The sequence below is a fragment of the Streptomyces sp. NPDC050564 genome (genome assembly GCF_044457265.1).
Taxonomy (GTDB): Bacteria; Actinomycetota; Actinomycetes; order Streptomycetales; family Streptomycetaceae; genus Streptomyces.
Window position 1 is genome coordinate 49,459 of sequence record NZ_JBITGS010000041.1, and the last position, 23,005, is coordinate 72,463.

The 23,005-nt window shown below is 68.3% G+C and carries 29 protein-coding genes and 5 pseudogenes; 19 read left to right on the forward strand and 15 right to left on the reverse strand.

Features of this window, described 5'->3' with window-relative positions:
* Positions 1-6 precede the first annotated feature (6 nt).
* From ACIBK0_RS42550 to ACIBK0_RS42580, 7 genes and pseudogenes are all read right to left on the reverse strand, one after another.
* Positions 7-438 (reverse strand): flavin reductase family protein, encoded by a 432-nt coding sequence (locus ACIBK0_RS42550; RefSeq protein ID WP_399092730.1) that lies wholly within the window; start codon positions 436-438, stop codon positions 7-9.
* On the reverse strand, positions 357-773 hold the full coding sequence (locus tag ACIBK0_RS42555; RefSeq protein WP_399092733.1) for a flavin reductase family protein: 417 nt from the start codon (positions 771-773) through the stop codon (positions 357-359). Before ACIBK0_RS42555 ends, ACIBK0_RS42550 begins: the two co-directional genes overlap by 82 nt.
* A gap of 87 nt (positions 774-860) precedes the next feature.
* On the reverse strand, positions 861-1,451 hold the full coding sequence (locus ACIBK0_RS42560) for an alpha/beta fold hydrolase (protein ID WP_399092736.1): 591 nt from the start codon (positions 1,449-1,451) through the stop codon (positions 861-863).
* 15 nt (positions 1,452-1,466) lie between these two features.
* Complete coding sequence (locus ACIBK0_RS42565) at positions 1,467-1,643, reverse strand: alpha/beta fold hydrolase (protein ID WP_399092739.1); 177 nt, start codon at positions 1,641-1,643, stop codon at positions 1,467-1,469.
* Positions 1,644-1,762: 119 nt separating this feature from the next.
* Positions 1,763-2,155 carry a nuclear transport factor 2 family protein gene (locus ACIBK0_RS42570; protein WP_399092742.1) on the reverse strand — a complete coding sequence of 131 codons (393 nt, stop codon included), beginning with the start codon at positions 2,153-2,155 and terminating at the stop codon, positions 1,763-1,765.
* Positions 2,152-3,461, reverse strand: a pseudogene (locus ACIBK0_RS42575) (ISL3 family transposase). Before ACIBK0_RS42575 ends, ACIBK0_RS42570 begins: the two are co-directional and overlap by 4 nt.
* Before the next feature lie 44 nt (positions 3,462-3,505).
* Positions 3,506-3,874, reverse strand: coding sequence for a VOC family protein (locus tag ACIBK0_RS42580; RefSeq protein WP_168512773.1), 369 nt, complete (start codon positions 3,872-3,874; stop codon positions 3,506-3,508).
* A 63-nt stretch (positions 3,875-3,937) separates the two neighbouring features.
* Here ACIBK0_RS42580 and ACIBK0_RS42585 point away from each other — a divergent pair, with 63 nt between their 5' ends.
* From ACIBK0_RS42585 to ACIBK0_RS42595, 3 genes are all read left to right on the forward strand, one after another.
* Positions 3,938-4,396 (forward strand): MarR family winged helix-turn-helix transcriptional regulator, encoded by a 459-nt coding sequence (locus ACIBK0_RS42585; RefSeq protein ID WP_399092745.1) that lies wholly within the window; start codon positions 3,938-3,940, stop codon positions 4,394-4,396.
* A gap of 422 nt (positions 4,397-4,818) precedes the next feature.
* Positions 4,819-5,286 carry a winged helix-turn-helix transcriptional regulator gene (locus tag ACIBK0_RS42590; RefSeq protein WP_399092748.1) on the forward strand — a complete coding sequence of 156 codons (468 nt, stop codon included), beginning with the start codon at positions 4,819-4,821 and terminating at the stop codon, positions 5,284-5,286.
* Between the two features lie 584 nt (positions 5,287-5,870).
* Entirely contained in the window at positions 5,871-6,836 is a 966-nt protein-coding gene (locus ACIBK0_RS42595) for an ABC transporter permease (RefSeq protein ID WP_399092751.1), read from the forward strand.
* 196 nt (positions 6,837-7,032) lie between these two features.
* On the opposite strand, the pseudogene ACIBK0_RS42600 reads toward ACIBK0_RS42595, so the two are convergent.
* Positions 7,033-7,581, reverse strand: a pseudogene (locus ACIBK0_RS42600) (transposase); the annotation flags it as partial.
* A gap of 115 nt (positions 7,582-7,696) precedes the next feature.
* On the opposite strand from ACIBK0_RS42600, the gene ACIBK0_RS42605 reads away from it, so the two are divergent.
* Entirely contained in the window at positions 7,697-8,794 is a 1,098-nt protein-coding gene (locus tag ACIBK0_RS42605; RefSeq protein WP_399092754.1) for an integrase core domain-containing protein, read from the forward strand.
* Between the two features lie 251 nt (positions 8,795-9,045).
* Here the strand turns inward: ACIBK0_RS42605 and ACIBK0_RS42610 are convergent, their stop codons facing one another.
* On the reverse strand, positions 9,046-9,447 hold the full coding sequence (locus ACIBK0_RS42610; RefSeq protein WP_399092757.1) for a DUF5994 family protein: 402 nt from the start codon (positions 9,445-9,447) through the stop codon (positions 9,046-9,048).
* A 265-nt stretch (positions 9,448-9,712) separates the two neighbouring features.
* Here ACIBK0_RS42610 and ACIBK0_RS42615 point away from each other — a divergent pair, with 265 nt between their 5' ends.
* From ACIBK0_RS42615 to ACIBK0_RS42625, 3 genes are read left to right on the forward strand one after another with little or no spacing between them, the layout of a single operon-like run.
* The gene (locus tag ACIBK0_RS42615; protein WP_399092760.1) at positions 9,713-10,081 is read left to right on the forward strand and encodes an STAS domain-containing protein; all 369 of its coding nucleotides are present in this window, start codon (positions 9,713-9,715) and stop codon (positions 10,079-10,081) included.
* A gap of 49 nt (positions 10,082-10,130) precedes the next feature.
* Positions 10,131-10,907, forward strand: a complete 777-nt coding sequence (locus ACIBK0_RS42620) for a hypothetical protein (protein ID WP_399092763.1) — start codon at positions 10,131-10,133, stop codon at positions 10,905-10,907.
* A gap of 3 nt (positions 10,908-10,910) precedes the next feature.
* Positions 10,911-11,651 carry a GAF domain-containing protein gene (locus ACIBK0_RS42625; protein ID WP_399092838.1) on the forward strand — a complete coding sequence of 247 codons (741 nt, stop codon included), beginning with the start codon at positions 10,911-10,913 and terminating at the stop codon, positions 11,649-11,651.
* Positions 11,652-11,657: 6 nt separating this feature from the next.
* On the opposite strand, the pseudogene ACIBK0_RS42630 reads toward ACIBK0_RS42625, so the two are convergent.
* Positions 11,658-12,143, reverse strand: a pseudogene (locus ACIBK0_RS42630) (DUF5994 family protein).
* 151 nt (positions 12,144-12,294) lie between these two features.
* Between ACIBK0_RS42630 and ACIBK0_RS42635 the strand changes: the two are divergent.
* From ACIBK0_RS42635 to ACIBK0_RS42660, 6 genes are all read left to right on the forward strand, one after another.
* Positions 12,295-12,546, forward strand: coding sequence for a hypothetical protein (locus tag ACIBK0_RS42635; protein WP_399092766.1), 252 nt, complete (start codon positions 12,295-12,297; stop codon positions 12,544-12,546).
* A gap of 156 nt (positions 12,547-12,702) precedes the next feature.
* On the forward strand, positions 12,703-13,254 hold the full coding sequence (locus tag ACIBK0_RS42640; protein WP_399092769.1) for a DUF5994 family protein: 552 nt from the start codon (positions 12,703-12,705) through the stop codon (positions 13,252-13,254).
* Positions 13,255-13,611: 357 nt separating this feature from the next.
* Positions 13,612-13,959 carry a hypothetical protein gene (locus ACIBK0_RS42645; RefSeq protein ID WP_399092772.1) on the forward strand — a complete coding sequence of 116 codons (348 nt, stop codon included), beginning with the start codon at positions 13,612-13,614 and terminating at the stop codon, positions 13,957-13,959.
* Between the two features lie 158 nt (positions 13,960-14,117).
* On the forward strand, positions 14,118-14,720 hold the full coding sequence (locus ACIBK0_RS42650; protein ID WP_399092775.1) for a DUF5994 family protein: 603 nt from the start codon (positions 14,118-14,120) through the stop codon (positions 14,718-14,720).
* A gap of 10 nt (positions 14,721-14,730) precedes the next feature.
* On the forward strand, positions 14,731-15,006 hold the full coding sequence (locus tag ACIBK0_RS42655; RefSeq protein ID WP_399092778.1) for a hypothetical protein: 276 nt from the start codon (positions 14,731-14,733) through the stop codon (positions 15,004-15,006).
* 68 nt (positions 15,007-15,074) lie between these two features.
* Positions 15,075-15,386, forward strand: a complete 312-nt coding sequence (locus ACIBK0_RS42660) for an STAS domain-containing protein (RefSeq protein ID WP_358800446.1) — start codon at positions 15,075-15,077, stop codon at positions 15,384-15,386.
* 77 nt (positions 15,387-15,463) lie between these two features.
* Here ACIBK0_RS42660 and ACIBK0_RS42665 read toward each other — a convergent pair whose 3' ends face one another.
* Positions 15,464-15,958, reverse strand: coding sequence for a universal stress protein (locus ACIBK0_RS42665; RefSeq protein WP_399092781.1), 495 nt, complete (start codon positions 15,956-15,958; stop codon positions 15,464-15,466).
* A gap of 245 nt (positions 15,959-16,203) precedes the next feature.
* Here ACIBK0_RS42665 and ACIBK0_RS42670 point away from each other — a divergent pair.
* Positions 16,204-16,344: pseudogene (locus ACIBK0_RS42670) on the forward strand (IS5/IS1182 family transposase); the annotation flags it as partial.
* Positions 16,345-16,387: 43 nt separating this feature from the next.
* Here ACIBK0_RS42670 and ACIBK0_RS42675 read toward each other — a convergent pair.
* Entirely contained in the window at positions 16,388-16,591 is a 204-nt protein-coding gene (locus tag ACIBK0_RS42675) for a hypothetical protein (RefSeq protein WP_399092841.1), read from the reverse strand.
* 184 nt (positions 16,592-16,775) lie between these two features.
* Between ACIBK0_RS42675 and ACIBK0_RS42680 the strand changes: the two genes are divergently transcribed.
* On the forward strand, positions 16,776-17,132 hold the full coding sequence (locus ACIBK0_RS42680; protein WP_399092784.1) for a DUF6191 domain-containing protein: 357 nt from the start codon (positions 16,776-16,778) through the stop codon (positions 17,130-17,132).
* Positions 17,129-17,716 carry a DUF3995 domain-containing protein gene (locus ACIBK0_RS42685; RefSeq protein WP_399092787.1) on the forward strand — a complete coding sequence of 196 codons (588 nt, stop codon included), beginning with the start codon at positions 17,129-17,131 and terminating at the stop codon, positions 17,714-17,716. Before ACIBK0_RS42680 ends, ACIBK0_RS42685 begins: the two co-directional genes overlap by 4 nt.
* A 278-nt stretch (positions 17,717-17,994) precedes the next feature.
* Here ACIBK0_RS42685 and ACIBK0_RS42690 read toward each other — a convergent pair whose 3' ends face one another.
* Positions 17,995-18,309 carry a DUF6431 domain-containing protein gene (locus tag ACIBK0_RS42690; RefSeq protein ID WP_399092790.1) on the reverse strand — a complete coding sequence of 105 codons (315 nt, stop codon included), beginning with the start codon at positions 18,307-18,309 and terminating at the stop codon, positions 17,995-17,997.
* A 213-nt stretch (positions 18,310-18,522) separates the two neighbouring features.
* On the opposite strand from ACIBK0_RS42690, the pseudogene ACIBK0_RS42695 reads away from it, so the two are divergent.
* Together ACIBK0_RS42695 and ACIBK0_RS42700 are read left to right on the forward strand one after the other, a co-directional pair.
* Positions 18,523-18,739, forward strand: a pseudogene (locus tag ACIBK0_RS42695) (HAD family hydrolase); the annotation flags it as partial.
* A gap of 826 nt (positions 18,740-19,565) precedes the next feature.
* Positions 19,566-19,904: a MerR family transcriptional regulator gene (locus tag ACIBK0_RS42700; RefSeq protein WP_399092793.1), complete on the forward strand. Its 339-nt coding sequence runs from the start codon at positions 19,566-19,568 to the stop codon at positions 19,902-19,904.
* A 226-nt stretch (positions 19,905-20,130) separates the two neighbouring features.
* On the opposite strand, the gene ACIBK0_RS42705 is transcribed toward ACIBK0_RS42700, so the two are convergent.
* Together ACIBK0_RS42705 and ACIBK0_RS42710 are read right to left on the reverse strand one after the other, a co-directional pair.
* Entirely contained in the window at positions 20,131-21,027 is an 897-nt protein-coding gene (locus ACIBK0_RS42705) for a SigB/SigF/SigG family RNA polymerase sigma factor (protein ID WP_399092796.1), read from the reverse strand.
* Positions 21,028-21,211: 184 nt separating this feature from the next.
* Positions 21,212-21,955 carry an SDR family oxidoreductase gene (locus tag ACIBK0_RS42710; protein ID WP_037766211.1) on the reverse strand — a complete coding sequence of 248 codons (744 nt, stop codon included), beginning with the start codon at positions 21,953-21,955 and terminating at the stop codon, positions 21,212-21,214.
* A gap of 104 nt (positions 21,956-22,059) precedes the next feature.
* Between ACIBK0_RS42710 and ACIBK0_RS42715 the strand changes: the two genes are divergently transcribed.
* A complete protein-coding gene (locus ACIBK0_RS42715) occupies positions 22,060-22,908 on the forward strand; it encodes a LysR family transcriptional regulator (RefSeq protein WP_399092799.1) in 849 nt (282 codons plus the stop codon).
* Positions 22,909-23,005: the final 97 nt, after the last annotated feature.

Sequence of the window (23,005 nt, forward strand, 5' to 3'; positions counted from 1 at the left end):
AGCGTGTTATGCCTTGGTGGATCCGGAGGGGGACCATTCGGCGCTGTCCACCGGCGACCATCCGTCTGGGTGTTCGTCGATGCGGCGCATACGCCTGCCGAGCCGTGTGCGAAGCACGTCCTCGGCGAGGGGCGTGACAAATGCGTTGTCGGCCAGGGTGTATTCAGCGGCAAGCCGGCCGACTGTCGGGATGGCTCCGGTGTCGATCCGACCGTTTTCGGTGTGCAGGTCATCTCTGATGTGGAACCGCACGACCTTGCCCCAGACGACGTGATCCCGCACATCGCCGACCGGAATGATCCGATCGAGCGTGCATTCCAGGGCGATCGGAGCTTCCTTCACACGCGGCGCCCGTACTACTTCGCAGGTCTCTTTGCCCAGACCCACCTCGTCGAACTCGTCGCAGTTGCTGTCGAACTCAGCGCCGCTGCGGTGCATATGGTGGGCGTGGGGAAGCGTGACCAGGTGATGACGAACTCACCTGTGTCCCGAATGTTGACGAAGGTGTCCTTGAGCGTCCTCCCGTCCGACCGGGGCTGGATGGTCAGTGACACCATCGGAGGTTTTCGACTCACTACGGTGAAGAACGAGATCGGCGCCAGATTGGCGCTACCGGACGGCGACAGAGTGCTCACCCAGCCGATCGCCCGCGGCGTGACTGACCCGATGAGGAGCTTGTAGGCGGACCTCGCATCCAGCCCGTCGGAGTTGATGATCACGTTGATGGCCTCTCGGACGTGCCCGGCAGCGTTCCGCCGAAGATGATGGGGCATTGGACTTGTGCCGAGGTGCGGGGCTGCACCTGGCCTGGCTCACTGCGCAGCCTGACCGCCTGTCGCCCTTGGAGGCGATGCGGCTCATCAGCTGCTCGGCTTCTCGGCCTGCCCCAGGAAGTGCTCCGCGATCAGCGTGACGGTGCGGGCAGGAGTTTCCATGGGGGGAAGGTGGGCTGCGCCGTCGAGGACGAGGCTGCGCACGTCGGGGTACTGCGGGGCGATCTGCTCTTCGGCCACGGCAGCGGTCAGAACGGGGTCGTGTTGGCCGGTGAGTACGAGGACAGGTCGCCGATACCCCTCGACCTGATCGGAGACGTCGTCCTGGGTCCAGGTCCGGAGGTAGGCGCGCATGGCCGCAGGATCGGCAGTCTTGCGGGACAACTCGTTCACGTAGCGCACAAACCCTGTTCCCAGCCGCCCGCCGGTCACTGCGGAGATGACTGTGGCCCGCGCGTCAAGGTCATCGGCGGCCGCCTCGAACAGCCGCGAGCCGTCCGCGTCGAGAGGGAAGGCGCGGCTGGGAACCGCGCACAGCAACGCCAGACTGCGCAGGCGGTCGCGGGCTTCCGGCTGTCCGGACACCCACTGCGCGGCCTGGCCGCCCATGGAGTGTCCGACGAGATGGAACTCGTCCCATGCCAAGGCGTCGGCGAGATGGAGGAGATCTCGGCCCATCTCGGGGATGGAGAACTAACCTGCCAGCCCCTTGGACCACCCGTACCCGCGGAAGTCCGGGAAGACCCAGGTGAACTGCTCGATGTCGAGAAAGGGCATCATGCAGCCATAGGCTTCATGGCCAGCCAGCCAGGAATGTGCCCAGATGACCTTGGTCGCACCGCTGCCCACTGTGTTGTATCCCAGAGCCATTCGCATGTCTTTCCGTTGGTCGAGCGCAAGAACTCGACGAGTCCAACTGGCTGATCCGGACTGCTTCCGGCGGCGGGCAGCGCGGATTTTCCCGTACGTTCTTCCAATCGATTCAGAACTCAGGAAGCCGCTGAGGGGAAGACCTGAAGGCCCTCGATCACGTCCCGCCCCTTGGCGGTGTCCGCGTACAGCCGTGCCTCCGTGATCAGCCCGTCGGAGACGGTGAACAGCAGGCAGTGTTCGTTCTCCATGGTGCGACCGTTCTTCGCCTTCGCCCTGGCCCTGACCGGAACCACCACGTGTGACCCGGCATCGAGCACCGTGTACGCGTCGTAGTTGAAGTACTCGTAGTAATGATCGAAGAGGTCCTGATAGAAGGCGAGAAACCCTTCGCGGCCGTGGAATGTGCCGCCATAGGGAAGGGATGCGGGGAAGTGAAAAATCACGTCGGGTGACATCAGGGCGACCAGGTCGGATGAATCGTTCTTGTCGAATCCGGAATAGGGGCTCATCGCAGTAGAGGGTGTAGTCGGGGTCTGAAGCCGCCGGTGTCAAGCAGGCTGCGGGTGATGTAGTTGGTCAGGTTGCGGAAGCCGAGGGCGGTGCCGCGGAGGTGTTCGAGTCTGCCGTTGATGGCCTCGGTCGGGCCGTTGGACGTGCCGGGTCGGTCGAAGTAGGCCAGCACGTCAGCGGCGCGCTGTTTCAGTGTTCTGCCGAGTCGACTCAGCTCGGGCAGTCCGGCCGGGACGCCGTGGCTGATCGTCTTGATGACGGCGGTGAGTTCGGCCTTGCCGGCGCGGCGGTCGGGTTGTCGGTAGGCGGACACGGTGCGCTGGTAGGTGCCCCAGGTCGCCTCGACCGCGGCGTGCTCATCGGCGGTGAATACGCTGGTGAGTCGGGCGTGTTGGCGGTCGGTGAGCAGGCTGACACCGGTGCGCAGCACTCTGCGGATGCCGTAGAGCGGATCACCGACCCGGCCGCGGTGCGCGCAGGTGTCTTGCTGGACGCGTTGGCGGCATCGGTCCAGCGCATCGCCGGCCAGGGCGACAACATGAAAAGGGTCCATCACCGCGACTGCGTCGGGGATTTCTTCAGCTGCGGCGGTCTTGAAGCCGGTGAAGCCGTCCATGGCCACGATCTCGATCCCGTCGCGGAACGCTGGTGTCTGGGCCTCGAGCCAGGTCTTGAACACCTGCTTGGATCGGCCTTCGACCATGTCCAGCAGTCTCGACGGTCCGGTGCCGTCGCGGACCGGGGTGAGGTCGATGATGACGGTGACGAACATGTCCCCGCGGCGGGTGTGGCGCCACGAGTGCTCATCCACGCCCAAGACTTGGACACCGTCGAGGCGGGTCGGGTCGGCGATCAGCAACTGGTGGCCGGTCGCCAGGACAGCGTCGTTGACGGTGTGCCAGGACACCCCGAGCCCGGCGGCGATCCGGGCGATCGACATCCGGTCGATGACGACACTCTTCAACGCCCACATCACCGCCTGCGTCGAGAGTTTCGCCCTCGGCGCGGCGGCCGCGGTCGTGTCTTGGCGCCAGACCTGCCCGCAGCCCGAACAGCGGTAGCGGCGGATGCGGACCTGCAGGATCGTTGCCCGCCAGCCGAGCGGGACGTGCACCAGTCGGCGCAGCACGCTGTCGCGCGGCACCCCCAGACAGCCGCAGGCATGGCACCAGTCATCAGGGTCGACCACTCAAAGAGCAACACGGTGTGGTCGGGATGCAGCTGTTGGCCGACCACTTCCAAGCCGAGGTCATCCAGCTGGCAGAACGTCGTCAGGTCAGCAGGGCAGAAGGTAGCGTCAGGCACGAGCCCAGGGCGCAGCTGATGATCGTCCGGTGGCGTTTGGTGGATCAAGCGCGGTCGTGGAGCGTGACTTGGTAGCCGTCGGGGTCGGCGAAGGTGAAGGTCCGACCGAAGGGGCCGTCGATCGGTGCGGAGACGATGGTGTGACCGTCGGCTACGAGCGCATCGTGGATGGCCTGGACGTCGGTGGCGTGGAGCCAGATCGCGGCACCGATGCCGGGCTGAGCGACGGATGCGAGGTCGGTGCCGGGAATGACGTCGCGGAGTGCGAACGCGATCGGCTTCGTCTCGAAGACGACGGCGTGCGGAGGTCCGGCCGGCGAGCGGACGAGGCCCAGGTACTGCTCGTAGAACGCCTGCGAAGCGTCGAGGTCGCGCACTTGGAGCGAGATGAAGTCGGGGCCGGTGGCGGGCATGATGATACTCCTTCTTTTCGTGTCAGTTTTCTGACATGCATCAACCTATGTCAGAATACTGACATGAGTCAAAACGATGTCGGCGTCGACCTGGAGACGTCACTGGGCTACCTGCTGAAAGAGGCTTCGAGCGCCCTCCGCGCGGCCATGGAGGAGGTGCTACGGCCGCTCGGGATGAGCGTGACGCACTACTCCTGCCTCGAGCTGCTGGCTCAACGACCGGGCTTGTCGAACTCCGAGCTCGCGCGGGGCGCGTTCGTGACACGGCAGACGATGAACGTGCTGCTCCAGGCCCTGGAACGAGAGGGCTACGTCACCAGGCCTGCGGAGGCACCCGTCGGGAAGGTTCTTCCCACGCGGCTCACGCCTCGCGGTCGACGAAGCCTCGAGAAGGCGAGCGCAGCCGTCCGGTCCGTCGAGGCCAGAATGCTGGCCGGCCTGACCGAGACCGAGCAGTCAGACGCATTTCGGATCCTGCAGAGCATGATCCATTCCCTGCGCGATGACAACGAGGGTGCATAGCTCGTTCCGCGGCGCACGTCTCGTCGCGCTCGGACAGGAGTGCAGCCGAGCCTGAAATCCGTGCCGGCGACCTCGAAAACCGACAGACCCCGACTACACCCTCTACTGCGATGAGCCGGAATAGGCTAGTCGGCAAGCATCGACGATCGCCTTGTTGCGCGACATATTTCCCTCCATGGGCTGAAGCGGTGGTGGGCAGGAAACTGTTCCGGCCTGTACCGGATCTCATTCGGCGGTGTGCGGCACGGCCGGGAGTACGGCGGCGGAAAGACTGGCTCGTAATAGCGGCTGCAAGTCGATCCACCGAGCCGACTGGCCGGTGACGGCCTCAGGCGGAGCATTTGAGGCCCGGCTCGATGGGCTAAGTCTCCGCCTGGAACAAGGCTGAGTTCCCGATGGCAACCCTGGAGTACCCTGGCGGCATGGAGTGGCGAGAACTCGACCTGGGCAACTGCAGCGTCGCCGCGACCCTGGCCCTGGTCGGCGAGCGATGGACTCTACTCATCCTGCGCGAGGTCTTTGCCGGGCTTCACCGCTTCGACGAGATCGCCGACCACCTCGGGATCTCCCGTCGGGCCCTGACCGAACGCCTTCGACAACTGGTCGATGCCGGCCTGCTGGAACGCCGCAGCTATCAGGAGGAGGGGCAACGCGCCCGCCGGGAGTACCACCCGACACCTGAGGCACACGACCTGCAGTGGGTGCTGGCCGCCCTCCTCCAGTACGGCGACACCCGTCTGGGCGACGCAGCGGGCCCGCCGGTAGTGCTGCAACACTCCGGCTGCGGCGGCCCCGTTCACGTAGAACTGCGCTGTTCCTGCGGGCATGCGGTTGCCGGCTCCGAAGTGGAGCCGACCCTGGGCCCGGGCGCCGTCAGGGTGTCCCCCTGATGCCATCAACCCGAGGACACCCACCTGAATATTCACAGTGTTCGGTCCCGCGCTCGGATGTCAGGCCCGCATGAGCGCACGGCGCAAGTCTCTGGCTCGCAGAACGACGCGCCGCGGACTGCGGTCATCGCCGGACGTCGCCTGCAAGCACCGCGACTGCTCCTTGCTCGCGCATGAGGTCACGTGAGTTGAAGCTGATCACCGCCAGCCAGGTCGGCTCTGCGACCGCACACGCGCCCCATCAACTGGTCGTACGCAAGGCTGACCGGTGTCTTTCCCAGCCTCCGCTTTAACGCACCGCTCGGAACCCCTGCTCGCTACCCAGGGCTCCATGTCGAACTCTCCGTCCACGGCGTCTTCTGCGTGCCAGCCTCGCCGTGCACCGCCGCACCCCACATCAGGGTCGGCCCGGCGCTCGTCTGCGTTCTGGTATTCCGGCATGCTGGTGACGCACCTGGTGCGGCAGCCGGGTGTCGCCGCGCGCCTCCCATACGATCACGGCCATGGGCGAACGGTGGTCTGCGGCGGGGTCCCTTCGGCAGCCCCGTCAGGGCGGATGGTCGCGGTTGACGTCGTCGCGTTTTATGCCAGCGGTGGTGGTCTCTCTGATCATCGCGGCCCTGGCCGGGCTCTTCGTCGGCGCCTACTGCTGGGCCATGGCCAATCCCGTACCGCATCGCATCCCCGTCGCAGTGACGGGAAAGTCGGTCGCGGGCGACCGGTTCACCAAAGGACTGGAGGCCACACTCCGTACATCGCTGGTCCTCCATCCGTACTCGGAATACGGCAGGGCGCTCGCCGCGGTCGACGCTCAGCGAGAGTTCGCAATCCTGCAGCGCCGACCGGCCGGGGTGGAGGTCGACGTGGCGAGCGCGGCGGGCGCGTCGGTCGCCCGGGTGCTCGGCCAGAGCGCCCCCGCAGTGGGCCGGGCGCTCAGCATCCCCGTCCAGGTCAGGGACGTCAAACCGCTTCCGGCCACCGACCCTCAGGGGCTCGCTCTCTTCTACATCGCCCTGGGGTCGACCATCCTCGGTTTCGTCGGTGCCATCCAGCTAGGGGTGCATGCCCAGGCTCTCCGCCCCGCCGAACGGATCGCCGCCACCATCAGCTATTCCGTGCTGGGCGGCCTGTGGATCTGCGTCATGGCGGACTGGGTGCTCGGCGTGGAGCGGCTGCCGTTGGCCCAGTCATGGGGGATCTGCACATTCACCATGGTCACGGCGGGCATGATCTTCACCGCGTTCCACACCTTCCTGGGCCGCTGGGCGATGCTGCCGACATGGCTGCTGCTGGTCATCCTCGGCAACCCCTCGTCCGGGGGCGCGGTCGCCTGGCCGCTGCTTCCGCCGGTCCTGGGCTTTCTGGGGCGGTTCCTGCCTCCGGGGGCGTCGGTGAATGCCCAGCGCAACGCCGTCTATTTCCCGCACAACCAGCACGTCGAGCCCTATGTGGTGCTCGCCGTTTGGTGCCTGGCCGCCACGTCTGTCTTCCTTGTATGGCGTGCACGCCACCCCGCCAGCCGCGCGGCCGCCACGCCCGGCGTGGGATGAGCGCGCTACCGCATCGCAGCCGCCGACAGTCACGCGGACGCAGGCGGTCACGGGCTTCCGGCTGACCGGACACCCACTGCGCGGCCTGGCCGCCCCTGGAGTGCCCGACGAGATGGAACTCGACTCGTCCCATGCCAAGGCGTCGGCAAGTTCCTTGATGCGGCCAGACCAGGTCATGTCCCGCTGGATGGTGTAGTCACGGCAGCTGTTTCGGTTCCGGTTGTGGGGTGATCTGTGGTTCGGGCGGGGTCGGCTTGGTGGTGAAGAGCTCGGCCATGGAGGCTTCGGAGAGGTAGCGGCGGTCGAAGACCTGCCATTCGTCGTGGAGTTCGGCCAGGACCGCGGCAGCGAGTCGGTCCAGGGCGGCGGGGTTGGGAAAGACCTGGACGACGTCGGCCCTTCGTTTGATCTCCCGGTTGAGTCGTTCCAGCGGGTTGGTCGACCAGATCTTCTTCCAGTGCGCCGGCGGGAAGTCCGCAAACGCCGTGATGTCCGCTGCGGCATCCAGCAGCATCTTCTTGACCTGTGGGAACTGTCGTCCGAGCATATCGGCCACCACATCCAGCTGGGTGCGGACAGCCGCGGCGGTGGTCTGCGCGAAGATGGTGCGGATGATGGCCGCCACCATCTCTCCCGAGCCCTTTTCGATCACCGCGAAGACGTCGCGGACGAAGTGAACGCGGCACCTTTGCCAGGCCGCGCCGAGGAAGACGGTGCGGATCGCGGCCACCAGCCCTGCCCTTGCCGAAAATCTCATCCGCGCTGGTGGAGCGGGTGTGTGGGTGCAGTGGATGTCGACCGAGGCCGCGGGAGTCGGCATTCTCGCGCGGCTGGCGATTAACGCAGCATGATGATCGACCGTGCTGCTGCGACTGACCTACCTGGGCGTGGTGAACGCGTTCGCCACGCTGCGCCTGCTGCCGATGAGCGATCGGGACAAGGACGCGGAGATCCTCGCCCTGCGCCATCAGATCACGGTGCTGGAGCGCCAACTCGGCACAGGGAAGGTGCGGTTCGCTCCGAGCGACCGGGCGCTCCTAGCGGCGCTGCTGTACCGGCTGCCCTTGGACGTTGTGCGGAGGTGGCGGCTGCTGGTGCGCCCGGACACGGTGCTGCGTTGGCACCGCAACCTGGTCAGACGTCGGCACGCGCAGGCGTCCAGGCCGAAGCGCCCAGGCCGGCCGCGCACCGTGCGCTCCGTCCGTGCCCTGGTGTTGCGCCTGGCTCGGGAGAATCCCAGCTGGGGGTATCGGCGCGTCCACGGTGAGCTGCTCGTCCTGGGGGTAAAGGTGGCCGCCTCCACGGTATGGGAGATCTTGAAGGAGGCCGGGGTCGACCCGGCACCCGAGCGCTCCTCCAGCACCTGGGCGGACTTCCTGCGCTCCCAGGCCGAGGCCCTGCTCGCGTGCGACTTCTTCGAAACGGTCACATTGTCTGGGGCACGGATATACGTGTTCACAGTGATCGAGCACGCCAACCGACGGATCCGGGTCTTGGGTGCGACCGCACACCCGACCGCTTCCTGGGTGGCGCAGGCCGCAAGGAATCTGGTCATGGACCTCGATGACGCGGGTTGCCAAGCCCGTTTCCTCATCCGGGATCGGGACGGGAAGTTCCCTCACCTGTTCGACACCGTCCTCGCAGATGCGGGGATCGAGGTCGTGCTCAGCGGCGTCCGGATGCCGCGGATGAACTCGATCATGGAGAGGTGGGTGCAGACCTGCCGCCGCGAGCTGCTGGACCGGACCTTGATCTGGAACCAGCGCCATCTGCTCCACGCCCTGCGGGAGTTCGAACTGTTCTACAACGGCCATCGGCCCCATCAGGGCATCGCGAACGCCGCCCCGCTGCGTCCGCTGCCCGCACCCATCGCCGATCCGGAGAAGATCACCCGCCTCGACATACGTCGACACGAACGGCTCGGCGGCATCCTGCGCGAGTACCAATATGCGGCGTGACCAGCATGGATAGGGTTCACGGCAAGCGCAAGGCCGAACGGACCGTACGGTCAACAGAGGAACAGCCCCATGCGTCCCTGCCTGGATTCAGCAGAGCATCGTGGGGATGTGACCGCCGTGGTCACTGCCTTGGCCGTCAGTGCCCTGCTGATCCTGGTCGTTGCCGCGACACGCCCGCTCCACTGGTTCGAGGCACAGCACACGGAACCTCCTCCCCCCCGGCGCAGCCGGGCGGTAGGCAGCGCGTCGCGTCACGCCTGACCGTCCACCGCGGCCGCCATGAGCGGTTCCGCGGCCTCCTCGGCCGTATCCGGCGGCACGGCCCCGCAGATCATCCCAGCGCCCCCTGGCCGGGCGAGGGCAGGACGATGGTGTGCGCGGCGGATGCCGTGAGGGCCCGGTGCAGCCGTACGACCTGGTTGGAGACGAGCATCCGGCCGGGCACCGCGGACCACGTCGCCCCGTTGACCGTGACGCAGATGATGTGGCCCCGCGCGCGGCAGCCCGGCGAGCAACCGGGGGAGTTCGGGGAGAAGGTCGGACGAACGGGGCCACCACGCTCCGTCGACGGGGCAGGGCATGCCACCGCGAGGCGCCAGGCGCAGACGCAGGAGGGGATGGGAGGGAAGCCCGGGTTGCAGCGCAGTGGTCATGAGAACTCCGCCAACTGCCGTACGGAGATAAGTGGTTGATGTCAGGCGCGGCGGGGGTCGACGCGGGCCGGAGTCGGCCAGCGCACGTCGTGCACCCAGCCGAGCCGTGTGGATACCTGGAGAAGGGGCGGGGCCGATCTCTCCACGGCTGTACGCTCGTCATACGGCCGCCCGTGACCCCGGCCCTCTCCGTGCAGTTCCGTTCCGCGCAACTGAGGCTCTGCGCAAGGCGAAAGCCACTCCACCGACAGAGGAGATGGGGCGCATGGGCCCGCATCCCGACCTGTTCGACGAGTTGCGTGTGGTCACGGCCGGTGGCGAGTTGGACTTGACAACCGTGCCGGCCTTCGCTCGTGATCTGGAAGACGCCCGGCACGGCAGCGGGCGGCTGTTCCTCATCGTCGATCTGCGCGGTGTCACGTTCATGGACGGCAGCGTCCTGGCCCCCCTGTGCGCGACGTGGGAGGACTGTCATGAGCGGCTCGGATGGGTGCGTGTCGTGCACAACCGGCCAGGCGCAAGTCTCGTGTTCCGGGCCGCGGGTCTGCTGGAGCGTTTCCCGCGGTACGCCAGTGCCCAGGACGCCTGGCAGGACGTGCCCGCGGACCCTGCGACGGCATGCCGGGCCACGTAATGTACGGCGCAGGCCAAGCGGCGCCTCCCCCCGACGTGCAGCAGCCGCCGTGGAACGCAGAACGGTGATCAGCGACGGCATGGCCGAGGTCCTGCGGTCGCTGCACCTGGGCCGGGTCGGCGACCCGGCCCAGGCGGGCGCGCGGGCGCTGGGCGCCGCGGGTGTCACGCTGTCGCTGCTGGTCGGCCCCGAGCGGTCGGCCGAGCCGCTGTGGTATCACCCCGGCCTCAGCGGGCGATTCGAGGAGCTCCAGTTCACGCTCGGCGAGGGGCCTGGACCCGAGGTGGTCCGCACCGGTTCGCCCATCCTGGAGCCGGACCTGGACCGGGTGCGCTCCGCGCGGTGGCCCGCGCTGCTGCCCGCCGCGCGCGAGCTGGGCGTGCACGGGGTGTGCTGCTTCCCGCTGGCCATCGGCGCCATCCGCATAGGGGTACTGACCGTGCTGTGCGACGGGAACCGGCAGCTGAGCCAGCAGCAGTACGCGGACGCCATCGCCCTGACGGCCGCGCTGACCAGCGCGTTCCTGAGCGGGGAAATCGCAGCGAGGACGGAGGCGTGCACGGCTTCGACATGTCCCTGCAGCAGCCGTCTGTACTGCGCCGAGCGGTCGTGCACCAGGCAACGGGAATGGTCAGCGTCCAGCTGGGCGTATCCATGGAGGAGGCCCTGTTGCGTCTGCGGGCCACGCCTACGGCCATCCCCTCGGGGAGGTGGCGGAGGACGTGGTCGCCAGCAGGCTCCGCTTCAGCGACGAATTCGACGACGATGTGAGCGGGCCGTATTCGCCCGACGGTGGAAAGGGTTGATCGGCATGGCCCGCGAATGACGTCTGTCCGAGATCTTCGTGGAGGTGGCGGACTCCCTCGTCGAGGACTTCGACGTCATCGACTTGCTGCAGCGGCTGTCCGCGCGCTGCGTCGAGCTGCTCGACGTGTCGGCGGCCGGGATCCTGCTCGCCGACGCGTACGGTGAACTGCAGATCATCGCCGCGTCGGACGAACGCACCCGCCTGCTGGAGCTGTTCGCCCTTCAGCAAGACCAGGGCCCATGCGTGGAGTGCTACCGCAGCGGCACCGCCCGGACCAACATCGACCTGACGCGCCCGGAGCCGACCGTGGGCTGGCCGCGCTTCGCCGCACGCGCACGCGAGACGGGGTATGTGAGCACACACGCCATCCCGCTGCGCCTGCGCAGCCGGGTCGTCGGTGCGCTCAGCCTCTTCCAGGCCACACCGGAGCGTCTCGGCGACGACGACATCGCGCTCGCCCAGGCACTCGCCGACGTCGCCACCATCGCGATCCTCCAGCAGCGCACCCTGGAACAGTCGCACGTCGAGAACAGCCAACTGGAGACCGCGCTGACCAGCCGCGTCCTGATCGAGCAGGTCAAGGGCGTCCTGGCGGAACGCTGGAACACCCCCGTCGACGCCGCCTTCGCAGCGTTCCGGACGTACGCACGCGCCCGTCACCTGCGCCTGTCCGAGCTCGCGGCACAGATCATCTCCGGCGCCTTCGACAGCACGGTCATCCCGGCACCGGCACCGGACTGGCACAACGGCCGCCTCGGCTGACCGGCGTCAAGTCTTCGGCGCTGCCCGGTCGGTACCGGTGTCGATGAGGATCTGTTCGGCTTGCGTGATGTTGTCGGCGCGGACGGCTTCGGCCATCGCGGTGCGTGCCGCCTCGGGCGTCGCGTGCGGCGGGATGACGAGGAGGGAGAAGTGGTCCTGATCGCCCCGGGTGACGAGGACGGTGTCGTCGCCGACCGGGAAGGAGTCGATATGGACGATGCGGTCGTCGACGAGCAGTCGCGTCGGCAGCGCGTCCCAGGCTCCGGCGTCCAGGCCGACGCGCGTGAGCGGCCCGAGGTACTCGGTCAGTGCGGAGATCAGGGCGGGAAGCTCGGCTGCGATATCACGGGAGCACGGCCACTACGCACCATCGAGAACGCCCCGCCGGTCATGCGTGGTCTGTAGCCGTACGACAGCCGTCCCCGGCTTCACCGCCTGGTGGACGGCGTCCGGCAGGAGCCTGGTCACACGCGGGGAGCCGGAGTCGGACATGACACTCGCCTGTCTGCGAGAGATACGGAGTGACTTCCTCGTGTCACGGTACTCCGCGGCCCGCAGCAGTCGGAAAGCTCGCTGGTCACACGGGCCGGAGTAGGGTGAAAGATCCAGTCCACGGATCCATGCCCAAGGGGGAACGGTCGTTATGCAGCCCAGGGAAACTCCCCCGGACGGACACGCCGACGTACGTATCGTCGCCGCCTCCCCCGAGGTCGCCCGCCGGGTCGCGGAGGTTCTCCGTCACTGCTTCGCCACCACAGAACAGCGCAGCTATCCCGCGGACGCCGAGGGAGGGACCCGCCTCGAGCTCACTGTGGACACCACCAGCGCGGCAGAACCGGCGCGGTCCTGGCTGGAGACCAGCCGCTCCTCGGGCCAGGACGGCCGCCGGAAGTGAGGGGATCTCCGGGAGCGGTCCGTTCGGCGGCTTCGGGGAGTAGCGTGAACCCATCGGGAGCACTTCGCGCACCGGCCCCGATACCGGTGTCGTTCCTGGTGAGCAACGGCACCGGGCAACTGCTCAGGCGCAGGGGTTCGGAGACGGGTTCGCACGATGTCCGCGATCACCGACCATCCCTCGCCGCGCGCCGTGCCCTTCAGGGCCCCGACCGCACGCCTCGCCCTCAAATCCGTGGGCCCCTCCCCGGGACAGGTCGAGCTGGACGGCGCCTGGTGGCCCCGCTCCCGTGACCTGAGCCACGAACTGCCCGCGCTGGCCGACGTACTGGACCCGCTGTGGGGACGGATCACCCGTATCGCCGTCAACCCCCGCTACTGGCCGGTCATCCCGCAACGGATTTTCGTCAACGGCCATGTGGTGAAGGTCGGTTGGTTCACCACGGAGCTGGACCCGCACAAGATCCTGCTGCTGTCCGGAACGTCGGGCCGCTGGGACCTCCTGGTGATACCTCCGGAGGCCACCGCCCCCTCGGCCGCCCGGCTGATGGCCGCCGCGAGCGCGAGCACCGCCCCGCAGTCGACCGCGACCGCTCTCATGACGGCGGAACAGGTCGAGGCCCCCTCCACATCGCACGACGCCGACACCGGACGGCCCGACCGGCTGGCCGCGTCGATGCGAACATATGCGCCACCGTCCCGGCCGTAACGAGGCAACCCGGACGCGTGGCCACCGCGTTGACACGGACCGTCGCCGGACGCGGAAGGCCGCAGGGTGCCGGGCCATGCAACTTCGGAACACACGGCGAAACATTCCGCCATTCCGCCTCGCCCAGTCCCCGCGAGAACCCACCCACCGGACAACAGCGAGGCCGGCCATGACCGTTGCACGGAGCATCAGGAACCAGGCGCAGACGATGAAGGGCAGGAGCACGCAAGAGCTCGGCCGGGTCACCCGCAACAGGCGACTGCAACGCCGAGGCAGGAACGACCGCGTCTCCGGAAGCCTGAAACAGGCCATCGAGAAGACCAAGGACGCCTTCAGGCGGAACGGAAGCGGCCCCCGATGATGTACGACCAGACACGCGCCCGGCAGTCCGCCGGCCAGACTCCGGGGCCGGCCGGACGCCGCAGCCCGAGCCCGGAGCCGCTGCTCCCGTCGGACGAACAGGACAAGATCGTCCAGCGCCTCCGGCACGCCCTCAACACCTTCGCCGACACCCCGTTCGAGGCGCTGGAAGAGGCCGAGAGCGCCTACGACGAAGCCACCGCCCAGATCGTGAACGCCCTCGCGGAACGACGGCGTCTTCTGCGCGCCGGCTGGCAGGACCAGAACCCCGACGCACCCTCCGACGACCTTCGGCACGCGCTGAGGCAGTACCGGGAGATCACCCAGAGACTGCTCCACATCTAGGCGGCCACTACTCCGCGTCGCGGCCGAGCGCGGAGTAGTGTCGACAGTACCGAGGGCATTTCGCACACCGGCTTCCACGCCGGGTCGTTCTCGGCGAGAGATAAAACCCGGGCCCCGCAGAGGCGGCCCGGAGACGGGCCCGCATCATGTCGGCGACCTTGCACCCAACCCTGCCGCACCCCGAGCCCGTCGCAACCCCGGCCGCGCGTCTCGCCCTGAAGACGGACGGCACCTCCCGTGGCCTCCTCGACGGTGCCTGGTGGCCCCGCTCCCGAGACCTGCTGAGCGAACTGCCCGCGCTGACGGACGTGTTGGACCCCTTGTGGGGCCGCATCACCCGCATCGCCGTCAACCCGAAATACTGGCCGGTCATCCCGCGCCAGGTTCCCGTGGACGGCCACAACGTCAAGGTCGGCTGGTTCACCCCGGAAATCGACCCGCACAAGCTGCTGCTGCTCTCCTACGGCACCGGCCGCTGGGACCTGCTGATCATCCCGCCCGAAACCGGAGCGGAGTCGGCGGCCCGGCTGATGGCTGCCGCGTCCGACTACGACGGCCCGCCCCTGACCGCGAGCGCGCTCATCGCCGCGGACGAGGCCCGGCACGGCGTCGCCGCGACCGACGAGCCACTGGACCCGGACGAGGCATGGGAATACGAGGGCGGCGCCTCCGCGGTGTCCGCGGCCGTCCCGGACCAGCCCGGTCCGCCCAGTCGGCCCAGTCGGCCCAGTCGGCCCAGTCGCCTGATCGTCGGTATGTGAGGCGGCCGCCATGAACGCCTTCCTGACGGCCGCCGCCTTCATCGTCCTCATCGCAGCGGCGGCCTACGTGATCCACCGGCTCAACATCGAGCACGCCGACAGAATCGCCGTGCACCGCTACAGCGCCGCCCTGCCCGGCCGTCGCGGACGCGGTATGCCGCTACCTCCCGTGGAACCCGGCCGGTCCGAGGCGCCGACCTCCGGCGAGCGGCGGGACCACCGCGACGAGGGCCGTGGCCGCTTCCCGCCGCGCCGCCGACGCAGCCGTACCACTCACCACAGGTGACCAGCCGGTTTCCGTCACCAGGCCATCGAATCTGCGAGTGGCGGCCGGGGCCCATGAACCGAGGCATCATGACTCTTCCGCAGCTGAACATCTACCGGCACGACCGGGGCACGCGAGCACTGATTACCCTGGCCGGCGAGATCGACCCGGTCACCGCGCCCCAGGTGCGGACCGCCCTGGAGCGGTGCCTGTATGACGGCATCACCACCATCGACGTCGACCTGACCACCGTCGGCCTCTGCGACACCAGCGGCCTGCGCGTCTTCCTCGACGCGTCGCGGCACGCCGCGGAGACTCACACGTCCCTGCGACTGCACTACCCGTCCCCGCAGACCGCACGACTCCTCGCGGACACCGGCTCCGATCGAGTGCTCCTCTGATGAACCGGACCGACCGGAACATCGGTGCGGAGATGCCGCTTTGACGCGGCGGATAGTCCGGCACCCGGTGCCTGCTGTTATCGGTGGTGCGGTGGGTGTGGCGGTGGGGGCGGAATGGGGGCGATGCCGGGCGCGTGCTCGGGCCAGACCAGCAGGACGGGGCAGGGCGCGTGGTCGACGATGAAGCGGCTGGCGGGCCCGAGGCTGCGCGGGCCCAGGTGGCTGCGGTCGCCGTCGCGGGCCAGGATGAGCAGGTCCGCGCCCTCGGCAGCGACGACTTCCCGCTCGACGCGGCCGGTGCGCTCGATGCGGGTGCAGGGGCGGCCCAGCCGCTGCTCGGCCTCGGCGAGCAGCTGATCGGCGGAGGCGCCGGCCAAGTGCTCGTCCGCAGTGTTGATGAGGCGCGGATTTTCGTCGCGCGGCCCGAAGTCGACCAGCGTGTTGCCCGGCACCACCACAGCCACCTCGCCATCGTCGAAGTGCTGCAGCTGCGCAAGGTCGCCGGGGTCCGCGAGGGGCGGGCCATGGACGATGACTTCCCCGGTGACGAGGTCTTCGTGTACACCCGGCAACCACCGCCGCCGGAGCCGGTGCCGTTGAACCGAAGTCGTCGCATGGCCTTCCCTCCGTCCAGGGGTCTTCGTGCGACCAGCTTCCCTGAGGCCAACGGCCCAGGCATGCACTTCAGTTGGCCTGTATGAGAAACCTCGCGCAAGGGCAGCGAAGCTCGCCTGCAGACCGGAAGTGGATCAATCAACCTAACAGGTTCACGCCCCGAGGCTTCCCGGCCGGTAGTTCGTCCCTTTCCCAACGGAGTCGTTCACGCGGGGGCTTCACTTCGAAGATGCATCTTGTGAGCGAGGGAGGTCGACGCCCGCTCGCGTTCGTGATCACGCCGGGGCAGTGGGGTGACGCGCCGCAGATGATCGAGGTCCTGCAGTCCGTACGTCTTCCACGGCAGCGTCACCGTCGTCGCGATCCGGCTCTGGCTCCGGCCATGATCAGCCGGGAAGAACGGCGCGAGGCTCAGTGCACGTCATGAGTGTGCTGACCGGGTAGGTCGGGGACGCCCGCCAGAACGCCTCGTCACGCTCCTTGTCGGGCGGCGGGGTGCGGACCGGTGACCACTGGACGGTGGTGAAACCTGCTTCCCTGGCCGTGTGCTCGAAATCCTCGTGCGGCCACTCGTAGTCCTCCAGGGACACTCAGCCAGGTCACCACGCCCCACACCCTCCACCATGCGGTGGACCTCCATGGCGGCGCCTCCGCCGCATGGGGGAAGCGGATCGTACGCCGGTCTGATCCCTGCGCACCGCGGATCCAGAACAGTGATCCCATGGCAATCCGCGAGACGAGTGCAACTGTGTTGAGGACGATGGGGGGCCATCTGTGACGATCTGGCTCATGTCGTTCCCGGCATTCGCGTGTCTGCTGGCCTTGTTCGCCCTGGTGGAGAGCGTGTGGCGTTGGTTCACGGGACTGGGCTTGATCCCGTGGCTGCACAGGCGCACGGGGCGCTCGTTGTCGAACATCGCCTTCGATGAATTCACGGCGGTGGTGAACGGAAACAAGACGGTGGAACTGGAGCAGCGGCGGGTGGAGCTGCTGCGGCGGGACGACGAGGGCGACGGTGCACCGCCCCGCTCCAGCGTTGACCTGACCAAGGGCACCGCGTTCATCGTGTTGCCACAGGAAGCGGACGGCCCGTGTGCTGACGGGCGAGATGGCCTCGAGGGCCGGCGGTGAGTCGCGAACCGGAGGGAACAGGTGCAGAACCGTCCACGCTGTGGGGGCGTATCGCGTGCTTGTGGGCGGCCGCGTTCGCCGGGTTGCATTTCTACTGGGCTGTCGGCGGTGATGTGGGGCTGAGCATCTCTGCCGGTCCGCTGGCCGCCGAGCGCCCGCTGTGGTTCGTCCTGGCCGGTTTGTGGGGTGTGGGTGCGCTCTGTCTCCTCGGCGCCTTGCTGGCATGGCTGCTTGCCCGGCCCAGGTGCTGGGGTGTTCCCGCTCTGCTGGCAAGGTGGCTGGGATGGGGCGTCAGTGCCCTCCTGCTGGTCCGGGGCATCGGTATCGAGGTACTGCTGCTGACCGACACGACGCACCTGGACACCTCGGTGAACGAGGCGCAGCGGGCCTGGACGCTGGCCCTCTGGAACCCCTGGTTCATCGCCGGAGGACTGGCCTTCGGCCTCGCCGCCCTTCGGTCCCGCAGGCACACGTTTGTGCTGCCGAGACCGATGGCCGCCGCCTCAACCACAGCAGCGAGGACAACCGATCCGCAAGTTTCGACCAGGCACCGCAGGCACGCCAACCCATCAGAGACGCCCTAGCAATTGCATGGGCCAGGGTAACCGCGCCGGCCCGCGGTCCTGGACAGCCCCGGGAACGAGAACCGCTGGGGCGACGGCTCTGGGCCTTCGGATTCAGGGATGAGCCAGCGTGGCGCGGAATGTGACAGCGTCTGAACTCGTATCGTGATCGCCACGCCTTCCCCGCCCGTCGGGGCCCTGGCAGTCCCCGCTCCCTCCAGGGCCCCGATGTGTCTGGCGCTGCTCTTCTTCGGGTGCCTCGCTATCGCCTTTTCAGCGTCTGCGTCCACCGTAGGCAGTCACGCGACCTGCTCACCCTTAAGCGTCCACTGGAGCTGGATACCGATCGGCTCGCTCACGCACTCTGACCCGACATGGTGATCAAGGCCGGTATCGGGCCTGCCCAGGGCCACTATCTCCAGCCCGGCCCCGATCACCTCACCCGCATCCGACCGCCGCGGCCACAACACCTCCGGCAGCAGCACATGCGTGACCTGGCAGCCCGTACAGCGTGAACGACGAGGACGTACGGACAACCGGGACCCGAGATCACCACGAACTTCCCGCGGCCGGCCGTCTCCCCAGGCGCAAGCACGGCCTCGCACGCAGGACACGTCAACTCACCTGCCCGCAGCTGGCGTTCCACGCAGACGACATCGGCGTCGACGATGAGCACGCCACACCTCCACCTCGTGCACACCGTGTCGTCGTGCACGCAGCAAGATCAGACTGCCCACCAAGATCAGCACTCATGTCCATCGCGAGTGTCGTCAACCCCCGCTACGAGCTCATGCAGAGAGTCGTCCAACAGGACCCTCGCCCTGAGGGAACTGCCGGCGCTGCGGCGCGCAACCGACGCGGACGACGCCATCGCGGCCACCTCGAGCGCCGACGACGTCGACCGCGGCAAACCGGCGCCCGAACCCGTCGAAGGCACTGGAACTGGGCCGACGTCCCCGCCGGCCGGTGTTCGTCGGGGACACCGTGTCGGTGCGCGGGCCGCCCGCGCCGGTGCGCGCCGCGTTTGCCCTGCTCTGCGGGGGCACTGTCGGTAGACGGCAGCGGGTGATCGAGGTCGATTACCCCATCTGCGGACGCGCGGAAATCTATGTTTGCTGGAGTAGACATTGGGTGGTGGTGTGGTTAGGGTTTCTCTCGTAGCCGAGATCAACGGGGCCTGGCAGAGACGAACTGCCGGCCAGCAGTACCCGCAGTTGCAGTGCGCAGGACGGTGCGGTGGTGGAGTCGCGAAGCCAGGGTTGTTGCAGGACGGCGACGGGACTGACAACCGGACCGGGTGGCCCGCAGTGATCAGGGGCCGCCGTGAGCAAGTCCGCAGTTGACGCAAGTGCAGTACCCGTAAGTGCAGTTCGCAGTACCCAGCAGTGAAGTCAGTGAGCAGCACCTCGGTGAAGGCGTCGGCTGCGGACGCGCGCACCGGGAAGTTCGGCAGTGGGGTTCTAAGCCAGAGCAGACGCAGGACGGGCGACGGGGCTGGCTGCCGAAGAGTGGCGCTGTCGCAGGCCACTGAGCAGTCCGCATCACCAGCACAGTGCAGTAGCAGTAGAGCTGTACCAGCAGTACGTAGTCCCCCGTTTGGTAAGTAGAACACCGAGGGAAGAACGGAGGGGCCGAGCGCCATCAGGATCGCCCGGACAGAAGTCTTGAGCCCGGGTACCGCAGGACATCGATAGTGAGGTGGTCTTCGGTCAAGCAACCGCGATCCCCGCATTCCCCGTCCTCTCCCAGGTGGGCATGCGGACACAGCAGGCCGGCGCAGTACCAGGGCCGGCAGATGGTGTAGCAGTTCCTTCGGGGCCCTGGCGCCAATGGCGCCAGGGCCCCTCCACGCGTTCCACAGAGAGGTGCAATGACAGCAGACGACTCGTACGGCCGTCTCGATGACGACGACTACCCCGCCTACACCATGGGCCGGGCCGCCGAAGTGCTCGGCACCACCCAGGGCTTCCTCCGCGCCATCGGCGAAGCCCGCCTCATCACCCCACTGCGCTCCGAAGGCGGCCACCGCCGCTACTCCCGCTACCAACTGCGCATCGCCGCCCGCGCGCGGGAACTCGTCGACCACGGCACCCCCATCGAGGCAGCCTGCCGCATCGTCATCCTCGAAGACCAACTCGAAGAAGCCCAACGCATCAACGCCGAACACCGCCGCGCCGCCGAATCAGCGAACCCAACGTCCGCGGCCTGAAGGCCATGTTGCAGTTGCCAGACTCAGACCGTGTCGCTTTGGCCCGCCAACTCGCCCAGAGCACAGCCCCTATGCACGCGGTGCTTCACTCGCTGATCCGGCAGGGCCCGTCGCTGCCACTACAGAATCCTCGCTGCCCGGTCCGCCGGACGCCTGCCGCCGAGCAATGTGGAGGTCTCCACGGGCTGCGCTGCGCCACCGGGGCTGCGCCGACGCGCGCCTGGGTCTACCGCGGGGCTGTGAGCTTGGCGTGGAGACGGTTGAGGGTGCGGGCCAGAAGGCGGGAGACGTGCATATGGGAGATGCCGAGTTCCTGGCCGATCTCGCTCTGCCTCTTGTCGGCGACGAACCGGAGCGCAAGGACCTTGCGTTCGCGGTCGGGGAGGTCGGCGATGAGCGGCTTGAGGGCGTGGAGGTCTTCGACCTTGGCGAGTTGAGGGTCCTGGTAGCCGATGTCGTCGGACAGCGTGTCGTCGGAGTCCACGCCGTCGGCCGGAAAGTCCAGGGAGGCGGCGCTGTAGCCATTGGCGGCAGTCAGTCCTTCGGCGACCTCGGCCTCGTCCAGGTCCAGGTACTCGGCGAGCTCGGCGGTGGTCGGCGGCTTGCCGTTGGCCTGCTCCAGCGCGGTGGTGGCCGCCGTCAGGTCAAGGCGCATCTCCTGCAGGCGGCGCGGAACATGCACGGCCCAGGTGGTGTCGCGGAAGAAGCGTTTGATCTCGCCGATGATGGTCGGCAGAGCGAAGCAGGTGAACTCCCCACCCCTGTGCAGTTCGAAGCGGTTGATGGCCTTGATCAGACCGATCGTGCCGACCTGCATGACATCCTCGTGCGACTCATGGCGCGAGCGCAGCCGCTTGGCGGCGTACTGCACGAGGTTGAGGTTGATCTCCACGAGACAGTTGCGCACGTAGGGGTACTCGGGGGTGCCTTCTTCGAGCTCACCGAGGCGAGCGAAGAGGAACTTGGAGAGCTTGCGGATGTCCGCCGCGGCCAGGCCCTCGGTGTCCGGGAGCGACGGCGCATCCTGCCCCGGCAGCGGGACGCCACCGCCGGAGCCGGTCGTATGTCGCTCGGCGTACGAGTTCGCATACGCAGGACCGCTGCTGGCCTGGGTCACCATCATCGCTCCCGAAAGCGAAAGGCGCTCTCCGGTAGAGAGCGCGGCGTGCACGGTCCACCCTTTCGATCCCTCACCTCGTGGTCCGCCGGCGGCTCGGGCTCGACGGCCGTACCGACATAGCGTGACGGCGCCGGTCACGAGGACGCGGATGCGCCATCTCCCCGGGGTGGCGCGAACCGGAAGCGCGTCACCAGGGCACCTCTCCCTCGTCGTCGAAGAAGCGGCCCGTCGGCCCGTCGGCCGATACGGTGGCCAGCCGGATCGCGGCGGCTGCGCCCTGCTGGGGGGTGCGCACTCCCCGGAAGCCGTTGAGGTCGGTCGCCGTGAAGCCGGGGCAGACGGCGTTGATCAGGATGTGGGTGTCGGCCAGTTCCTTGGCGTACTGCACGGTGACGGCGTTGAGGAACGTCTTCGACGGAGCGTAGGCGATGGCGATGGGGCCCGTCTCGGCGCCAGGCGTGGTCTGGAGTGTGAGGGAGCCGACGCTGCTGGAGACGTTCACAATCCGCGGCGACGGCGAGCGGCGCAGCAGAGGGAGCAGGGCGTTGGTGACGCGGATGACGCCGATCACGTTGGTCTCCACGGCCGCCCGTACCCGGTTCACGTCGACCGTGGTGGGCTCCTGCGGTCCACCGCCGGTGATCCCCGCATTGTTGACGAGCGCGTCGAGCCGCCCGGCCCGCTCCTCCATCAGCCGAGCCGCCGCTGTCACGCTGGCGTCGTCGGTCACATCCAGCGGCACGCCGAACGCGTCGGCTCCAGCCGCGCGCAGCTTATCCACAGCGGCCTCGCGCCGCTCCTCGTTCCGCGCGCCGATTCCGACGGACCAGCCGAGGGCGCCGAGCCCGGCGGCGATCTCGTACCCGATGCCCTTGTTGGCCCCGGTCACCAGCGCGACCTTGTGGTGGTTCACGGTGTTCGTCTCACTCATGACATCGATACTTCTCCCCCGCCGGGCAGGGCGTCCAAGACCGACTGGGTGGACGGCGATACCGCCCGGGTATCGCTCCTGGCCGTCCCGGTTAGGCTGGCGCAGTGGAGACACGTGAGCTGCGGTACTTCGTCGCCGTCGCCGAAGAGCTGCACTTCGGCCGGGCCGCGCAGCGGCTCGGGATCGCCCAACCCCCGCTGTCGCGGGCGATCGGCGGGCTCGAACGGCGCCTGGGCACCCTCCTGCTGGAGCGCGGCAGCCGGGGTGTCGCCCTGACCGGGGCAGGGGCGGTGCTGCTGCGGGAGGCGCGGGCGGCGCTGGACGCCGTCGAGGCCGCCGAACGGCGCACCCGCCGGGCCGCCCTCGCGGCGACCGGCCGCCCCGCCGTGGTCCTGGCCGCGAAGGCGGGCGCCTCCGGTGAACTGCTGGCGAAACTCCTCGACGCCTACGCCGCCGAGCCCGGCGCCGTCGCCGTGGACGTCGCGCTGTGCGGGCCGGGCGAGCAGGCACGGTTCCTGCACGACGGCCGGGCCGACGTAGCCCTGCTGCATCGGCCATTCGACGACACGGCCGGCTTCGACACCGAGGACCTGCACTGCGAGGGTCAGGTCGCGATCCTCCCGGCGGGCCACCCTCTCAGCGCCCGCCCCCACGTGCGGCTCGCCGAGGTCACCGACCTTCCCGACCTGCCCCTGCCCCGCTGGCCTCGCCCTGACGGCACCTTCCCGGACGGCCCCGGACCGCAGGTGCGCGACCACACGCAACTCACCCAGCTCATCGCCCTCGGCCGCGCCTGCGCGGTCGTGCCGGAGTCGGGCCGCACCGGCCTGCGCGAGGACCTCACCGCCGTACCGGTCCTCGACGCCCCCCACGTCACCACGGTCATCGCCTGGCCCCCACACAGCCGCTCAACGGCGGTCGCGGGGCTGGTTCGCGCCGCCACTGCCCTGTGACCAACGGCGGTGAACGCCGGGACACCGTGCTGGATTTCGGGGACAGCATCCGGTCTGCCATCGGCTCCCGACACATCGTGCGGTACGAGGTGACTGG

Bases quoted from the DNA above. Each gene is read 5' to 3' on its own strand.
- ACIBK0_RS42580 (WP_168512773.1), bottom strand. From the start codon at position 3,874: ATGCCCGCCACCGGCCCCGACTTCATCTCGCTCCAAGTGCGCGACCTC.
- ACIBK0_RS42640 (WP_399092769.1), top strand. From the start codon at position 12,703: ATGTCCGCGATCACCGACCATCCCTCGCCGCGCGCCGTGCCCTTCAGG.
- ACIBK0_RS42645 (WP_399092772.1), top strand. From the start codon at position 13,612: ATGATGTACGACCAGACACGCGCCCGGCAGTCCGCCGGCCAGACTCCG.
- ACIBK0_RS42635 (WP_399092766.1), top strand. From the start codon at position 12,295: ATGCAGCCCAGGGAAACTCCCCCGGACGGACACGCCGACGTACGTATC.
- ACIBK0_RS42660 (WP_358800446.1), top strand. From the start codon at position 15,075: ATGACTCTTCCGCAGCTGAACATCTACCGGCACGACCGGGGCACGCGA.
- ACIBK0_RS42585 (WP_399092745.1), top strand. From the start codon at position 3,938: ATGAGTCAAAACGATGTCGGCGTCGACCTGGAGACGTCACTGGGCTAC.
- ACIBK0_RS42615 (WP_399092760.1), top strand. From the start codon at position 9,713: ATGGGCCCGCATCCCGACCTGTTCGACGAGTTGCGTGTGGTCACGGCC.
- ACIBK0_RS42700 (WP_399092793.1), top strand. From the start codon at position 19,566: ATGACAGCAGACGACTCGTACGGCCGTCTCGATGACGACGACTACCCC.
- ACIBK0_RS42590 (WP_399092748.1), top strand. From the start codon at position 4,819: ATGGAGTGGCGAGAACTCGACCTGGGCAACTGCAGCGTCGCCGCGACC.
- ACIBK0_RS42710 (WP_037766211.1), bottom strand. From the start codon at position 21,955: ATGAGTGAGACGAACACCGTGAACCACCACAAGGTCGCGCTGGTGACC.
- ACIBK0_RS42705 (WP_399092796.1), bottom strand. From the start codon at position 21,027: ATGATGGTGACCCAGGCCAGCAGCGGTCCTGCGTATGCGAACTCGTAC.
- ACIBK0_RS42565 (WP_399092739.1), bottom strand. From the start codon at position 1,643: ATGGCTCTGGGATACAACACAGTGGGCAGCGGTGCGACCAAGGTCATC.
- ACIBK0_RS42570 (WP_399092742.1), bottom strand. From the start codon at position 2,155: ATGAGCCCCTATTCCGGATTCGACAAGAACGATTCATCCGACCTGGTC.
- ACIBK0_RS42550 (WP_399092730.1), bottom strand. From the start codon at position 438: ATGCACCGCAGCGGCGCTGAGTTCGACAGCAACTGCGACGAGTTCGAC.
- ACIBK0_RS42555 (WP_399092733.1), bottom strand. From the start codon at position 773: ATGCCCCATCATCTTCGGCGGAACGCTGCCGGGCACGTCCGAGAGGCC.
- ACIBK0_RS42610 (WP_399092757.1), bottom strand. From the start codon at position 9,447: ATGACCACTGCGCTGCAACCCGGGCTTCCCTCCCATCCCCTCCTGCGT.
- ACIBK0_RS42655 (WP_399092778.1), top strand. From the start codon at position 14,731: ATGAACGCCTTCCTGACGGCCGCCGCCTTCATCGTCCTCATCGCAGCG.
- ACIBK0_RS42560 (WP_399092736.1), bottom strand. From the start codon at position 1,451: ATGGGCCGAGATCTCCTCCATCTCGCCGACGCCTTGGCATGGGACGAG.
- ACIBK0_RS42595 (WP_399092751.1), top strand. From the start codon at position 5,871: ATGCCAGCGGTGGTGGTCTCTCTGATCATCGCGGCCCTGGCCGGGCTC.